Genomic DNA, 14,608 nt, shown 5'->3' on the forward strand with positions numbered 1-14,608 from the left:
GGTCGTCACCTCCTGGGAATCCTGAACTCGGGCTGATGTGCGGTTACTTGGCGCCGAGACCGGCGTCGGAGGCCACGGGCTCGCCCGCCGCCTTGAGGACCTTGTTGAGGGGGCCCAGGTCGTAGATGCCGTTCAGGTCGGGCTGCTTGAGAAGGCCGGCCTTCACCGCGTGGTCGGCCTGCGACCGGAGGGTCGCGGCGAGCGGGTCGGCGGTGAACTGCAGCGACGGCCACGCACTGTCGATCACCTCGGAGCTCAGCGGCTTGCCGGTGAGTTCCTTCAGCTTGGCGTTGGCCGACGCCTTGGCCTTCTCCGGGTTGGCGCCGATCCACTGGTTCGTCTTCAGCGAACCCCGCAGCACCGCCTCGACGACGTCCGGGTGCTCGCTGAGGAACTTCTGCGACACGATGATGTTCGTGATCACGAACTTCTTGTCGGGCCACAGCGACGACTCGTCGAGAAGGACCTTCCCGCCCTCGCTCACCAGCTTGGAGGCGGTCGGTTCCGGTACCCAGGCGCCGTCGATGGAGCCGGACTTGTAGGCGTCGGGGGTGACCTTGTTGTCCGTGCGGAGGACGGAGACGTCGCCCTTGCCGCTCTGGGCGTCGACCTTCCAGCCCTGTTCGGAGATCCAGTTGAGGAAGGCGACGTCCTGGGTGTTGCCGAGCTGCGGGGTGGCGATCCGCTTGCCCTTGACGTCGTCCAGGGTCCGGATCTTCTCGGGGTTGACGACCAGCTTCACGCCGCCGGAGGCCGAACCGCCGATGATCCGGAGGTTCTTGCCCTTGGACTTGGTGTAGCCGTTGATCGCGGGGGAGGGGCCGATGAACCCGATGTCGATCGAGTCCGCGTTCAGCGCCTCGATCTCCGAAGGGCCGGCGTTGAAGCTCGCGACCTTCAGCTCGGTCCCGCCCAACTCCTTCTGGATGATGCCCTCTTCGTCACCCACCAGCGCCGTGGCGTGGGTCAGGTTCGGGAAGTAGCCGACCCGGACCGACTCCGCCGAGAGCTTCGCCCCCGCCGGGGCCACCTTCTGCTCGCCGCTCTTCGCCTGCGACCCGTACCCGCACGAGGCGAGCGCGCCGATCAGCAGCGGCAGGGCCGCGAGAGCGACGAGCGAGCGGCGCGGGGTGGAACGGAAGGCAGGCACGGAGGTGGTTCCCCTCAGGGTCTTCGAAGGCTTCTTCGGCTATGTCGTCTGTCGTACGGGTGGAGCTGCATCGCGCCCCGTACCCGGCGCATGGACGTCAGGACGCACATCGAGCGACACCTCCGCTCCCCGCGCCGAGGGCGCCGGAACCCACGCGGCCGCCCTCCTTCGCGAAGGTGCCGTAGACGTCGTCGTACGTCATCTCAGAAGTCCCAGCCCTCGTCGTCCGCCGCGTCCGGGGACGCGCCGGCCGTCACGGCCTTGGCGTCGGCGAAGGACTCGCCCGCCATGCCGGCCGCGAGCGTGGTGCCGTCCGCCGGGTCGATCAGCAGGAACGATCCGGTACGGCGCGAGTCGGCGTAGGCGTCGAGCGCGAGCGGCTCGGCGGTACGGACCTTCACCCGGCCGATGTCGTTGGCGACCAGCTGCCCGGGGTTCGGGTGCTGGGAGAGGTCGTCCAGCGTCAGCCGGGACGGGATCTCCTTGACGATCGCCTTGACCGTGCGGGTGGTGTGCTTGAGCAGCACCCGCTGGCCCACCGCGAGCGGCTGGTCCGCCACATGGCAGACCGTCGCCTCGACGTCCTGGCTGGTGGCCGGGGCGTCCCCGCTCGGGGCGAGGAGGTCGCCGCGCGAGATGTCGATGTCGTCGGCGAGCCGGATCGTCACCGACTGCGGCGCCCAGGCGATGTCCACGGACTCGCCCAGCGCGTCGATCCCGGTGATCGTGGACGTCCTGCCCGAGGGCAGGACGGTGATCTGCTCGCCGACCCGGAAGGCACCGGCCGCGATCTGACCCGCGTAACCCCGGTAGTCCGGGTGCTCGGCGGTCTGCGGACGGATCACGTACTGCACGGGGAACCGCGCGTGACAGGCCGTCAGGTCGTGGCTGACCGGGACGGTCTCCAGGTGCTCCAGGACCGTCGGGCCGCCGTACCAGTCCATGTTGGCGGAGGGCTCCACCACGTTGTCGCCGGCCAGCGCGGAGATCGGGATCGCGGTGATCTCCGGGACGCCGAGCTCGGAGGCGTACGTCGTGAACTCCTCGGCGATCGCCGCGAAGACGGGCTCCGCGTACTCGACGAGGTCCATCTTGTTGACGGCGAGCACCACGTGCGGGACCCGCAGCAGCGCCGCGACGGCCGCGTGCCGGCGGGTCTGCTCGACCACACCGTTACGGGCGTCGACCAGGACCACGGCCAGCTCGGCGGTCGAGGCGCCGGTGACCATGTTCCGGGTGTACTGCACGTGCCCGGGGGTGTCGGCCAGGATGAACCGGCGGCGCGCGGTCGCGAAGTAGCGGTAGGCCACGTCGATCGTGATGCCCTGCTCCCGCTCGGCCCGCAGACCGTCGGTGAGCAGCGCCAGGTCGGGCGCCTCCTGGCCGCGCTTGAGGGACGCGGCCTCCACGGCCTCCAACTGGTCGGTGAGGACCGACTTGGAGTCGTGCAGGAGCCGGCCCACCAGGGTCGACTTGCCGTCGTCGACGGATCCGGCGGTCGCGAAACGCAGCAGGGTGGTCGCCGAGGCGTCGGTGAACTGCTCGGTGGTGGTGCTCATTAGAAGTACCCTTCGCGCTTGCGGTCTTCCATCGCGGCCTCGGACATCTTGTCGTCGGCGCGGGTCGCGCCCCGCTCGGTGAGCCGGGAGGCGGCGATCTCGGCGATGACGGCGTCCAGCGTGGTGGCGTCGGAGTCGACGGCGCCGGTGCAGGACATGTCGCCGACGGTGCGGTAGCGGATCAGCCGCCTCTCCACCGTCTCGGTGGCCTTCGGGCCGCCCCACTCGCCGGCCGTCAGCCACATGCCGCTACGGGCGAACACGTCGCGCTCGTGGGCGAAGTAGATGTCGGGGAGCTCGATCTTCTCCCGCTGGATGTACTGCCAGACGTCCAGCTCGGTCCAGTTGGAGAGCGGGAAGACCCGGACGTGCTCACCGGCGGCGTGGCGGCCGTTGTAGAGCTGCCACAGCTCCGGGCGCTGGCGGCGCGGGTCCCACTGCGAGAACTCGTCGCGCAGCGAGAACACCCGCTCCTTCGCGCGGGCCTTCTCCTCGTCGCGCCGCCCGCCGCCGAACACGGCGTCGAAACGGTGCTGCTGGATCGCCTCGGTCAGCGGCACCGTCTGGAGCGGGTTGCGCGTCCCGTCGGGACGCTCGCGCAGCTTCCCGGCGTCGATGTACTCCTGTACGGAGGCCACGTGCAGCCGCAGCCCGTGCTGGGCGACGACCCGGTCGCGGTACTCGATGACCTCGGGGAAGTTGTGCCCGGTGTCGACGTGCAGCAGCGTGAACGGCACCGGCGCGGGCGCGAACGCCTTCAGCGCCAGGTGCAGCATGACGATGGAGTCCTTGCCGCCGGAGAAGAGGATCACCGGCCGCTCGAACTCGCCCGCCACCTCGCGGAAGATGTGGACGGCCTCGGACTCCAGCGAGTCCAGGTGCGACAGCGCGAAGGGGCTGTCCGTCACCTCGTGGACATGGGCGGCGGTCGTCATGCGAGACCCCTCTCGGTGAGCAGCGCGTACAGCTGCGCCGCGGACTCCTGCACGGTCTGGTTCTGCGACTCGATCCGCAGATCCGGGTTGCGCGGCTCGTCGTACGGGTCGTCGACCCCGGTCAGACCGCTGATCTCGCCGGCGGCCTGCTTGGCGTAGAGCCCCTTCACATCGCGTACGGAGCACACGTCCACCGGAGTGGCCACGTGCACCTCGACGTACGGGGTGCCCTCGGCCTTGTGGCGCTTGCGGACGGCCTCGCGGCTGTCCTCGTACGGGGCGATGACCGGCACCAGGACCTGCACGCCGTTGGAGGCGAGCAGTTCGGCGACGAAGCCGATCCGCTGCACGTTCGTGTGCCGGTCCTCGCGGCTGAAGCCGAGGCCCGCGGAGAGGAACTCGCGGATCTCGTCGCCGTCGAGCACCTCGACCCGCCGGCCCGCGTCGCGCAGCGTGGCGGCGAGCTCGTACGCGATGGTCGTCTTGCCGGCGCTGGGCAGGCCGGTGAGCCAGATGGTGGCACCGGTCACGTGATTCTCCTGGGTTTCCTGAGTGTCCTGGATGTCCTGAGCGGCCGTCATCCGTGCAGCCCGCATTCGGTCTTGCCCCGGCCGGCCCAGCGGCCGGCCCGGGCGTCCTCGCCCTCCGCGACGCGGCGGGTGCAGGGCGCGCAGCCGACGGAGGCATAGCCGTCCATGAGGAGCGGGTTGGTGAGGACGCCGTGCTGGGCGACGTACGCGTCGACGTCGTCCTGGGTCCAGCGCGCGATGGGGGAGACCTTGACCTTCCGCCGCTTCTCGTCCCAGCCGACGACCGGGGTGTTCGCCCGGGTCGGGGACTCGTCGCGGCGCAGTCCGGTCGCCCACGCGCGGTACGCGGTCAGGCCGTCTTCGAGCGGCTTGACCTTGCGCAGCGCGCAGCACAGGTCCGGGTCGCGGTCGTGCAGCTTGGGGCCGTACTCGGCGTCCTGCTCGGCGACCGACTGACGCGGGGTCAGCGTGATGACGTTGACGTCCATCACGGCGTCGACCGCGTCGCGGGTGCCGATGGTCTCGGGGAAGTGGTAGCCGGTGTCGAGGAAGACGACGTCCACCCCGGGCATGGCGCGGGAGGCGAGGTGGGCGACCACCGCGTCCTCCATGGAGGAGGTGACGCAGAACTGCCTGCCGAAGGTCTCGGCCGCCCACTGGAGGATCTCCAGCGCGGAGGCGTCCTCCAGGTCGCGACCGGCCTGCTCGGCGAGCGCCTTCAGGTCGGTGTCCTCGGTGATGGTCTGAGCGGTCGTCATATCTCTTCCCCTCCAGCTGAGTTGCTCGACGTGCCCGGGGCGAGGAGCCCCAGGAACTTCAGCTGGAAGGCTCGACTGCATGCCCGGCATTCCCAGGCCCCTCCCCCAAGCCCTCGGCTTCGCTCGGGCAGGGGGGACCCCCATCCGGTCTCGTGCGGGAACAGGTCCTCGTCGCCGCAGTACGGGCAGTAGAAGGGCGCGGCACGCTCGCTCACGACAGTGCCTCCTCCGACGCGCGCGCCGCCCAGGTGGCGAAGCGCTCGCCGTCCTCGCGCTGCTCCTGGAAGCGCGTGAGGACCCGCTCGACGTAGTCCGGCAGCTCGGTCGAGGTGACCTTCAGGCCACGGACCTTGCGGCCGAAGCCGGCCTCCAGGCCGAGGGCGCCGCCCAGGTGGACCTGGTAGCCCTCGACGCGGTTGCCGTCGTCGTCCAGGACCAGCTGGCCCTTGAGACCGATGTCCGCGACCTGGATACGGGCGCAGGCGTTCGGGCAGCCGTTGATGTTGATGGTGATCGGCTCGTCGAACTCGGGGATGCGGCGCTCGAGTTCGTCGATGAGGGAGGCGCCGCGCGCCTTGGTCTCGACGATCGCCAGCTTGCAGAACTCGATGCCGGTGCAGGCCATCGTGCCGCGCCGGAACGGCGAGGGGTTGACCCGCAGGTCCAGGGACTCCAGGGCGGAGACGATCGACTCGACCTGCGCCTCCTCGACGTCCAGGACGATCATCTTCTGCTCGGCGGTGGTACGGACCCGGCCCGAGCCGTGCTCCTCCGCGATCTCCGCGATCTTGGTGAGCGTGGCGCCGTCCACCCGGCCGACGCGCGGGGCGAAGCCGACGTAGAAGCGGCCGTCCTTCTGCCGGTGGACGCCCACGTGGTCGCGCCACTGCCCGGCCGGCTGCTCGGGGGCGGGGCCGTCGGTGAGCTTGCGCTTCAGGTACTCGTCCTCCAGGACCTGGCGGAACTTCTCCGGGCCCCAGTCGGCGACGAGGAACTTCAGCCGGGCGCGGGTGCGCAGCCGGCGGTAGCCGTAGTCGCGGAAGATCGAGATGACGCCCTCGTAGATGTCCGGGACCTCGTCGAGCGAGACCCAGGTGCCCAGCCGGACGCCCAGCTTGGGGTTGGTGGAGAGGCCGCCGCCGACCCAGACGTCGAAGCCCGGGCCGTGCTCCGGGTGGTTCACGCCGACGAAGGCGATGTCGTTGATCTCGTGCGCCACGTCGAGCAGCGGCGAACCGGAGATCGCGGACTTGAACTTGCGGGGCAGGTTGGAGAAGTCCTTGTTGCCGACGATCCGGCGGTAGATCGCGTCGATGGCGGGGGTGCCGTCGATGATCTCGTTCTCGGCGATCCCGGCGACGGGCGAGCCGAGGATGACACGCGGGGTGTCACCGCAGGCCTCGGTGGTCGACAGGCCGACGGCTTCGAGGCGGTTCCAGATCTCCGGGACGTCCTCGATGCGGATCCAGTGGTACTGGACGTTCTGCCGGTCCGTGATGTCGGCCGTCCCGCGCGCGAACTCCTGCGAAATCTCGCCGATGACCCGCAGCTGCTCGGTCGTCAGCCGGCCGCCGTCGATGCGGACCCGGAGCATGAAGTACTCCGCGTCCAGCTCCTCCGGCTCCAGGACACCGGTCTTGGTGCCGTCGAGGCCCTCCTTGCGCTGGGTGTAGAGGCCCCACCAGCGCATCCGGCCCCGCAGGTCGTTGGGGTCGATCGAGTCGAACCCACGCTTGGAGTAGATCGTCTCAATACGTGTCCGCACATTGAGACCGTCGTCGTCCTTCTTGAACTGCTCATTGCCGTTCAACGGGGTGAAGTGCCCCACGGCCCACTGGCCCTCGCCACGGTGGCGGCTCACCTTGCGGCGGGGCGTGGCGGGTGCGGGGTTTTCCGGGGTGGCGGCCATGGCGTTTTGTCCTTCGGGACTGCGGGAGGGCGGCTCTGACCTGCACACTCGTACGTGGGTCAGGGGATGGCGCGACGGTGCGCAGCAGGGGCGGTCTGAAAGGTGCTCGGGGCGGTGCTGGTTCTCTCAGCGCGCCGAACACATGGCGCTGGACATGCGGCCGAGGTCGACGTGCCGCCGACTCACCAAGGCAATTCCAGTTCCAGACATGACGGAAGCGTGTCACGGGACTTTGGACCCAGTCCAGCTTCGTCCGCTATGTGGACAGGAGTGTCTCGCTGTGCGAGATGGTGTGGCGTGGGTCACCCTCCCGGGCCCTCTCGCGGGCCCGGGGCGTGCGACGGGTCGGGGCTCAGGCGTGGGCGCCGGGCCAGGGGCCGGGCGTCTCGGACTCCTCGACCTCCTCCACCTTCGTGTCGAACAGCCGGAAGCCCCGGCGCAGGTAGTTGTCCATCGCGTGCGGCCCGTCCAGCGAGCAGGTGTGCAGCCAGACCCGCCGGGTCGCCTCCCGCTCCGGCCACCGCTCCGCCAGGTCCCAGGCGCGCTGGACCCCGTACGAGAGCAGATGCCCGCCGATCCGGCGGCCCCGGAATGCGGGGATGAGCCCGAAGTAGACGATCTCCACGGTGCCGTCGTCCTGCGGGTCCAGCTCCACGTATCCGGCCGGTGTCCCCTTGTCGTACGCCACCCAGATCTCGGCCCCGGGCTTCTCGACGATCTCCTGCCACTGCTTGTACGTCAGCGCCAGCCGGTCGTTCCAGCGGATGTCGGCGCCGACCGCCGTATAGAGGAAGCGGCTGTACTCGGCCGAGGGCACCTCGGCCCGCCGGATCGTGACGTCGTCCCCCTCCGGCGGGGTCGCGGGACGCAGATCGGACGGCGAGGTCTGTTCGAGGGACCAGGTGGTGAGAGTGATGCGCATGGCCTCATCGCATCATGCGGAGGGAGAGATTCCCAGGGCGGTCCTCACCCCGGGGGCCCGGCGGACGGCCTCGTGAGCCGAGTGTCCGCATGGTGGACAGAGCCGGCAGGCTCGCCGGGCTAGGGGCGGGCCTGCCGGGCGGACCGTACCGCCGGGGCCGTCGAGTGCGGCAGCAGGTCAGCGGGGTCGTCCGGGCCCACGAACCCGACCTCGACCTCCTCGCTGAACCGGTACGGGCGGTGGGCGAGCACGCTCGCCAGGTTCCGGCGGATCCGCGACATCTCCGCCCGTACCGTCACCGTCCTCGTCCGGTCACCGAACACGTCCTCGGCCAGCTCCGCCGCCGTCCGCCCGTCCCGGTGCAGCGCCAGGACGTACAGCAGCTCGGCGTGGCGCGGGCTCAGCTCCTGGGACCAGCTGCCCGCCGCCCCGGAGACCGCCACCGACGGGCGGCGCGGCCGGCTCAGATCGAGGACCACCCGGCTGGCCGCCTCCGCGCCCGGCGCCGAGGCCCCCGCCCGCTGCCCGTCCTCGACCCGCAGCAGCCAGCCGCCCGGCAGCGGCTCCACGGCGCACATCCCGAGCGACGGCAGCCACACCCGGCCGGCGCGGAAGGACTTCGGCAGCGCGATCCGGTCCACCGGGGCCAGCCCGGTCACCGCCGCCGTCCAGCCGTGCGCGTCCACCGCCACCGCGCGCCCGCCCACCCGGCACAGGATCGGCGCGGCCACCGAACGCAGCCGTTCGATCGACCGCAGATGACGGTCGCGCATCTCCGCCTCGGCGAGCTGGGCCACCGAACCGACCAGCGCGAGCGTCGACGGATGGAAACTGGTGGCCGGGCCGCTCACGTCCACGATCCCCAGCAGCCGCTGGTCGCGCGGGTCGTGGACCGGGGCGGCGGCGCAGGTCCAGTTGTGCAGGGTGTGGACGTAGTGCTCCGCCGAGTGGACCTGGACGGCCCGCCCCATGGCAAGCGCCGTCCCCACCGCGTTCGTGCCGGTGGTGTGCTCGGTCCAGGCCGCGCCCTCCTCCAGACAGATGCCGTTGGCCTTCCGCATCACCGAGAGGTTGCCCTCCCGCCACAGCACCCGGCCCTGCTCGTCGGTCACCACCATGATCTGCATCGAGGCGTCCGCGATCCCGGCGAGCATCGTGCTCAGCGTGCGCATCACCTCGCCGAGGACGGTCGTCCGGCGCCGCTGCTCCAGCTCGTCGCGCTGGAGCAGCACACTGCTGGTGCCCTGGTCCGGGTCCAGGCCGAGCCGGAACATCCGCTGCCAGGAGGCGTCGATGACCGGCCGGGGAGCGATCGGCGGCGTACGGCCGGCCAGCGTCTCGTCCCGTACCCGGTGCAGCAGCCGGCTGGCCTGGGCGGCGTCCATGGAGGCGAGCCGGTTCATGTCGAGCCGAGTGTTGTTCAGCTGAGTGTTCTTCATCGGTCTCTCCCAGCCACCCTCGCTGCCGCAGCGGTGCTGTATCGGTTCTGCGCAATTCCGGAGTCTGGTGCCCATCGTGCCGTCCGGTGCGACCCGGTAGAGCGCGATTCCGGTAATCCTGCAACCCTTTGCAACTCTGGCCGCAACCGCTCTCGTGCGTGAGGGTGGTGCGAGCGGAGGGTGGTGCCGTGTCGGCGCAGCACCACCCACCGCTTTCCCGGACGAGTCCCGGCTCAGACCTCCGCGCGCGCCCGTTCCACCACCGTCCCCAGATCGAGTGTCGACGGCAGCGTCCCGAACGCCGTGCCCCAGTCGCCGCCGAGCCGCGAGGCGCAGAACGCGTCCGCCACCTCCGCCGGCGCCCACCGCACCAGCAGCGACCCCTGCAACACCAGCGCCATCCGCTCCACGAGCCGCCGCGCCCGGCCCTCGATGCCGTCCAGGTCGGCCAGTTCGGTCAGCATCCCCCTGATCGCCCCGTCCAGCCGGTGGTCCGCGCCCCGCGCCTTCCCGACCTCCATCAGGAACGCGTTCAGCGCCATCGGCTCACGCTGCAGCGCCCGCAGCACGTCCAGCGCCTGGACGTTGCCCGAGCCCTCCCAGATCGAGTTGAGCGGCGACTCGCGCAGCAGCCGGGGCATCCCCGACTCCTCGACGTAACCGTTGCCCCCCAGGCACTCCAGCGCCTCCGCCACCGTCGGCGTACAGCGCTTCGTCACCCAGTACTTCGCCACCGGCACCGCGATCCGCGCGAACGCCCGCTCGGCCTCGCTGCCCGTGTCGTACGCGGCCGCGAGCCGCATCCCGAGGACCGTCGCCGCCTCCGACTCCAGCGCCAGATCCGCCAGGACGTTGCGCATCAGCGGCTTCTCGATCAGCACCCCGCCGAACGCCCGGCGGTACGCGGCGTGGTGCACGGCCTGCGCCACCGCCTGCCGCATCAGCGCCGCCGAGCCCAGCACACAGTCGAGCCGGGTCGCCGCCACCATCCCGATGATGGTGCGGACCCCGCGCCCCTCGTCCCCGACCCGGCGCGCCCAGGTCGTCCCGTCGAACTCGACCTCGGCGGAGGCGTTCGACCGGTTGCCGAGCTTGTCCTTGAGCCGCTGGACCGCGAACGCGTTCCGCGTCCCGTCCGGCAGGACCCGGGGCACCAGGAAGCAGGTGAGGCCCCCTGGTGCCTGTGCCAGGACCAGGAAGCCGTCCGACATCGGCGCCGAGCAGAACCACTTGTGCCCGGTGAGGACGTACGTGCCGTCCTCGTCCAGCTCCCGAGCCTCCGTCGTGTTCGCCCGTACGTCGCTGCCGCCCTGCTTCTCCGTCATCCCCATCCCGAAGAGCACCCCGGCCTTCTCCGCCGGCGGCCGCAGCCCCTGCTCGTACACCCGCGAGGTCAGCAGCGGCTCCCAGACGGCGGCCAGCGCCGGGTCCGTCCGCAGCGCGGGCACGGCGGCGTGCGTCATCGACAGCGGGCAGCCGTGCCCCGCCTCGATCTGGGTCGTGAGGAAGAAGCCGGCCGCCCGCCGCACATGTCCACCCGGACGGCCCCAGGCGTCCGTCAGCCCGGCGCCCACCGCCCGGCCGAGGAGCCGGTGCCAGGCGGGGTGGAAGTCGACCTCGTCGATCCGGTGCCCGTACCGGTCGTGCGTCCGCAGCCGGGGCGGGTACGCGTTCGCCAGCTCCCCCCACTCCCGCGCCTGCTCCGAACCGGCGGCCCGGCCGAAGTCCGCCAGGTCCCGGCGTGCCTCCGCGAGGAGCTCCGGGGCGAGGTGACGCTCCACCGCCTCGGCGAGCGCCCGGTCCGCCGAGAAGACGTCGTATCCCACCAGGGGCGGAGGCTGGTTGGTCACGGTGTGGGTGCTGGCTGCCATGCCGATACGGTAAGGAGGTGCAGGCAGCAAACGAAACACCCGAGCGGCGGCCCGGGGGCAGACTCCACCGGGCGCGAGTCCTCTACCGCAACGTCTCGAAGCGGAAGATGGTCTGGCTGCTCCTGAAAGACACCGTCAACTCGTGCATCGAGTACCGCATCCTCGGCCTCGCCGCCGAAGCCGCGTTCTTCACCCTCCTGTCCCTGCCCCCGCTGCTGCTCGGTCTGATCGCCCTCCTCGGCTACGCCGACGACTGGACCAACACCGACACGGTCGCCAGCATCGAGGAGAACATCCTCAACGCCGCCCGGACGGTCCTCTCCGACCGGGGCGTCCGCGAGATCGCCAAACCCGTCCTGGACGACGTCACCGGGGGCACCCGCCCCGAACTCGTCTCGCTCGGCTTCGCCATCGCCCTGTGGTCCGGCTCGCGCGCGGTGAACGTCTTCATCGACACCATCACCGTGATGTACGGCCTCGACGGCCACCGGGGCATCGTCAAGACCCGGCTCCTCGCCTTCCTGCTCTACATCGTGGCGCTGCTCATCGGCGCGGTCGTGCTGCCGCTCGCCGTGGTCGGCCCCGACCGGGTGGTGGAGCTGATCCCGTGGGGCACGGAGGTCGTCTCCGTCCTCTACTGGCCGGTCGTCATCCTGCTCTCGATCGCCTTCCTCACCACGCTCTACCACGTGTCCGTGCCCGTCAGATCGCCGTGGATCGAGGACATCCCGGGCGCGCTCATGGCCCTCGGGATGTGGGTGCTCGGCAGCTTCGTGCTGCGCATCTACCTCACCAGCCAGGTCGAGGGCCCGACCATCTACGGCTCCCTCGCCGCCCCCATCGCCGTCCTCCTCTGGATCGGCATCTCCGCCTTCGCCGTGCTCGTCGGCGCGGCGGTGAACGCGGCGATCGACCGGGTCTGGCCCTCGGTCGCCACCGCCGCCGCCCGCGAGGCCAGCGACCGCGCCCGCGTCGCCCAGGCCGCGGACCTCGTCGCCCGGCTGCGCGCGGAGGCGGACGACGTGGACGAGGACGACCCCGACATGCCGTCCGAGTTCCCCGAACGCTGGTCGCGCTTCCTGCCCCCGGACGACGTCAAGTCACGGCTGCACTCCGGCTGGGAGAAGGACTAGGGCCTGTCCGGGAACTACCCTCGGAGGGGTGTACGAGGAACGTCCCGCGCTGCTCGACGGCGCGTTCGTCTGGACGCTGACGCCCGGGCCCGTGGCCGACGCACCGGTGCCCGTGCTGCCCGACGGCTGCATGGACCTGCTGTGGCACGACGGCCGGCTGTTCGTCGCCGGACCCGACACCGTCGCGTACGTCCCCGAGGGCGGCCCGAGCCGTTACGCCGGACTCCGCTTCGCACCCGGTGACGCGCCCGCGCTGCTCGGCGTACCGGCGAGCCTCCTGCGCGACCGGCGGGTCGACCTGGGCGACCTCTGGGGCGAGGCGCGGGCCCGGCGGCTCGCCGGGCGGGTGACCGCCGCGCCCGACCCGGCCGCCGCCCTGGAGGCCCTCGCCGTCGGCCGGGCGGCGGACGCACCGGCCCCCGACCCGCTGATGCGGGCCGTCGCCCGGCAGCTGGCCGCCGGACGGCCCGTCGCCGAGACCGCCGACGGGGTGGGCCTGGGCGCGCGTCAGCTGCACCGGCGCTCGCTGGACGCGTTCGGCTACGGGCCCAAGACGCTGGCCCGGATCCTCCGGCTCCAGCGTGCCCTGGCCCTGGTCCGGGCAGGCGTCCCGTACGCCGAGGCGGCACTCCGCGCCGGCTGCGCCGACCAGGCCCACCTGGCCCGCGAGACCCGGGCCCTTGCCGGGACGACGCTCTCCGCCTACGCGTCGGCCTGGGCGAAGAGGGAGACCCCGCGGCCGTCCGGATCGAGTACGACGGCGTAGCGCTGGCCCCACACGGCGTCCCAGGGCTTCAGATGGCCCTGGTACCCGGCCGCGACGAGCGCCTCGTAGGTGGCGTCCACCTCCCGGGGCGAGTCGCAGCGGAACGCGAGCCCGATCCGGTCGCCGCCCGCGGGCCGGGTCCAGCCCGGATCGAAGGACCGGATGACCTCCTCGGTGTCCCACGCGATCCGCATCCCGCCGGGCAGAGCCGCCTCCACGTGCGGCTGCGTGTCGGCGTCGGCGGGAAGGTCGAGCCCGAGCCGCCGGTAGAAGGCGAGCGAGGAGGCCATGTCGGAGACGATCAGGCCGATGACGTCGAGTCGTGGTGTGTTCATGGACCCACGGTAGGCAGGGGCGGATACGCGGTCTTGTACGAATCGGACGCCGTGGGGGGCGATGGCGTAGGGCCTCTGGTCGGGCCTCTAGCCGGGGCGATTCGTCTCCGTCCCGCCCATCCCGTCGGGCCAGTGCCAGTCCCCGTACTTCTCGGTCTTCTCGCTCGGGTCCGTACCGGGAGCGCCGGCGAGCTCGGGTCCGACCACCGTGCCGGAATTCTCGATCACTGGCCCCAGACCCTTGGGCAGGCCCTTGTCCTCGTCCTCGTCCTCGTCCCGGCCGCCGGTCAGGCGGGCGGCGAGGCCGGAGAGCCAGCCGCGGCCGCGGTCCGGCTGCGCTTCCGGCGCCTCCTCGAAGGGAGTCTCCGCGCCCGACGGCAGAGCCGGCCGGTCCGCCGCGCCGTCCGTGTCCCCGCCCGGCGGCTCCACGACCACCACGTGCTGCCAGCCGCCCGCCGTCGCCGTGATCCGGCCGAAGTCGCGCTGTCTCGCGCGCGGAAGCCGGGCCCGCAGGCCGTGCGAGATCAGGACCGTCACCACGAGGACGTTCCGCCCGGCGTCCGCGACCTGCACGCCCGCCGCGTCCCCGAGCGCACTCGCCGCCGCCTCCGAGTCCTCGTGGACGACGACGTTCAGCCGGACCTGTGACAGGGCGTCCGGGGGCAGCTGCCGCGCCAGAGCCCGGGGGAACGTGTCGACCGCCCACTCGACCACGAACTCGGCGGAGTTCCTCGGAGGAAGCGGCGTACGGACCAGGCCCCGGCCTCCCCGGCCCGGCGGCCGGCCCCGCGGACCGCCGAGAATCCCTCGGGCCAGCTCGGCCACGAGTTCCTCGTGCTCCGCCGAGAGGCGCGGAGCGGCGTGCGGCTGACTGATCATCAGCCAGCCCGGCGACGCCTCCGCGGGCCGGTCGAGGGAGTCCCGTCGCTCGACGAGCTCGTGCAGCACCCCGCCCAGCCCCAACTCCCGTGCCACGGCGTACGGGAGGCTCGACTTGCCGCTGCCCGGCGGTCCCGTCACGAGCAGCGGGCGGCGCAGATACAGGGCCGCGTTGACCAGTTGGACGGTCTCCCCCGTGGGCCGGTACGTCTGCGCCCGGTGCATGCCGCCGGGCGAGCCGCCGCGCGCGTCCGTCCCGGGCGACTGCGGCAGTGCGGGCCCGCCGTCGAAGGCCCGCCACGGCGGCGGCGCGGGCAGCGCGTCGATGCCGTCGTGCGGCTCGCTCGATCCGGTGTAGACGGGCCACAGGGACATCGGGGCAGCTTCCGTTCTTCGAGTCGTTCGGCGTTCTGCTGGGGTGG

Annotated in this window: 15 protein-coding genes; 2 read left to right on the forward strand and 13 right to left on the reverse strand. The window is 71.7% G+C overall.

What is annotated here, in order from left to right; genetic code table 11:
* Window positions 1-43 precede the first annotated feature (43 nt).
* The 11 genes from Q5762_RS18015 to Q5762_RS18060 all read right to left on the reverse strand — a co-directional run bounded on the left by Q5762_RS18015 (window position 44) and on the right by Q5762_RS18060 (window position 11,073).
* Entirely contained in the window at window positions 44-1,150 is a 1,107-nt protein-coding gene (locus Q5762_RS18015; protein ID WP_315893153.1) for an aliphatic sulfonate ABC transporter substrate-binding protein, read from the reverse strand.
* A gap of 203 nt (window positions 1,151-1,353) precedes the next feature.
* Entirely contained in the window at window positions 1,354-2,709 is a 1,356-nt protein-coding gene (locus tag Q5762_RS18020) for a GTP-binding protein (protein ID WP_315893154.1), read from the reverse strand.
* The gene (cysD, locus tag Q5762_RS18025; protein ID WP_315893155.1) at window positions 2,709-3,644 is read right to left on the reverse strand and encodes a sulfate adenylyltransferase subunit CysD; all 936 of its coding nucleotides are present in this window, start codon (window positions 3,642-3,644) and stop codon (window positions 2,709-2,711) included. Before cysD ends, Q5762_RS18020 begins: the two co-directional genes overlap by 1 nt.
* Window positions 3,641-4,225 carry an adenylyl-sulfate kinase gene (cysC, locus tag Q5762_RS18030; protein ID WP_315893156.1) on the reverse strand — a complete coding sequence of 195 codons (585 nt, stop codon included), beginning with the start codon at window positions 4,223-4,225 and terminating at the stop codon, window positions 3,641-3,643. Before cysC ends, cysD begins: the two co-directional genes overlap by 4 nt.
* Entirely contained in the window at window positions 4,222-4,932 is a 711-nt protein-coding gene (locus Q5762_RS18035) for a phosphoadenylyl-sulfate reductase (protein WP_315893157.1), read from the reverse strand. Before Q5762_RS18035 ends, cysC begins: the two co-directional genes overlap by 4 nt.
* On the reverse strand, window positions 4,929-5,147 hold the full coding sequence (locus tag Q5762_RS18040) for a hypothetical protein (RefSeq protein WP_315893158.1): 219 nt from the start codon (window positions 5,145-5,147) through the stop codon (window positions 4,929-4,931). Before Q5762_RS18040 ends, Q5762_RS18035 begins: the two co-directional genes overlap by 4 nt.
* The gene (locus Q5762_RS18045) at window positions 5,144-6,841 is read right to left on the reverse strand and encodes a nitrite/sulfite reductase (RefSeq protein ID WP_315893159.1); all 1,698 of its coding nucleotides are present in this window, start codon (window positions 6,839-6,841) and stop codon (window positions 5,144-5,146) included. The genes Q5762_RS18040 and Q5762_RS18045 overlap by 4 nt, the downstream gene beginning before the upstream one ends.
* 126 nt (window positions 6,842-6,967) lie before the next feature.
* Window positions 6,968-7,051: a putative leader peptide gene (locus Q5762_RS39990; protein WP_352077884.1), complete on the reverse strand. Its 84-nt coding sequence runs from the start codon at window positions 7,049-7,051 to the stop codon at window positions 6,968-6,970.
* A gap of 142 nt (window positions 7,052-7,193) precedes the next feature.
* Window positions 7,194-7,763 carry a GNAT family N-acetyltransferase gene (locus Q5762_RS18050; protein ID WP_315893160.1) on the reverse strand — a complete coding sequence of 190 codons (570 nt, stop codon included), beginning with the start codon at window positions 7,761-7,763 and terminating at the stop codon, window positions 7,194-7,196.
* Window positions 7,764-7,882: 119 nt separating this feature from the next.
* Window positions 7,883-9,202: a GAF domain-containing protein gene (locus tag Q5762_RS18055; protein WP_315893161.1), complete on the reverse strand. Its 1,320-nt coding sequence runs from the start codon at window positions 9,200-9,202 to the stop codon at window positions 7,883-7,885.
* A 233-nt stretch (window positions 9,203-9,435) separates the two neighbouring features.
* Window positions 9,436-11,073 carry an acyl-CoA dehydrogenase family protein gene (locus Q5762_RS18060; protein ID WP_315893162.1) on the reverse strand — a complete coding sequence of 546 codons (1,638 nt, stop codon included), beginning with the start codon at window positions 11,071-11,073 and terminating at the stop codon, window positions 9,436-9,438.
* Window positions 11,074-11,090: 17 nt separating this feature from the next.
* Between Q5762_RS18060 and Q5762_RS18065 the strand changes: the two genes are divergently transcribed.
* Together Q5762_RS18065 and Q5762_RS18070 are read left to right on the forward strand one after the other, a co-directional pair.
* Complete coding sequence (locus tag Q5762_RS18065; RefSeq protein WP_315893163.1) at window positions 11,091-12,206, forward strand: YihY/virulence factor BrkB family protein; 1,116 nt, start codon at window positions 11,091-11,093, stop codon at window positions 12,204-12,206.
* Between the two features lie 28 nt (window positions 12,207-12,234).
* Window positions 12,235-12,972, forward strand: a complete 738-nt coding sequence (locus Q5762_RS18070; RefSeq protein WP_315893164.1) for a helix-turn-helix domain-containing protein — start codon at window positions 12,235-12,237, stop codon at window positions 12,970-12,972.
* Here Q5762_RS18070 and Q5762_RS18075 read toward each other — a convergent pair.
* Together Q5762_RS18075 and Q5762_RS18080 are read right to left on the reverse strand one after the other, a co-directional pair.
* A complete protein-coding gene (locus tag Q5762_RS18075) occupies window positions 12,909-13,307 on the reverse strand; it encodes a VOC family protein (RefSeq protein WP_315893165.1) in 399 nt (132 codons plus the stop codon). The two genes, Q5762_RS18070 and Q5762_RS18075, sit on opposite strands and share 64 nt — an antisense overlap.
* A gap of 87 nt (window positions 13,308-13,394) precedes the next feature.
* The gene (locus Q5762_RS18080; RefSeq protein ID WP_315893166.1) at window positions 13,395-14,561 is read right to left on the reverse strand and encodes a hypothetical protein; all 1,167 of its coding nucleotides are present in this window, start codon (window positions 14,559-14,561) and stop codon (window positions 13,395-13,397) included.
* Between the last annotated feature and the right edge of the window lie 47 nt (window positions 14,562-14,608).

The organism is Streptomyces sp. P9(2023) (assembly GCF_032436795.1).
Taxonomy (GTDB): Bacteria; Actinomycetota; Actinomycetes; order Streptomycetales; family Streptomycetaceae; genus Streptomyces.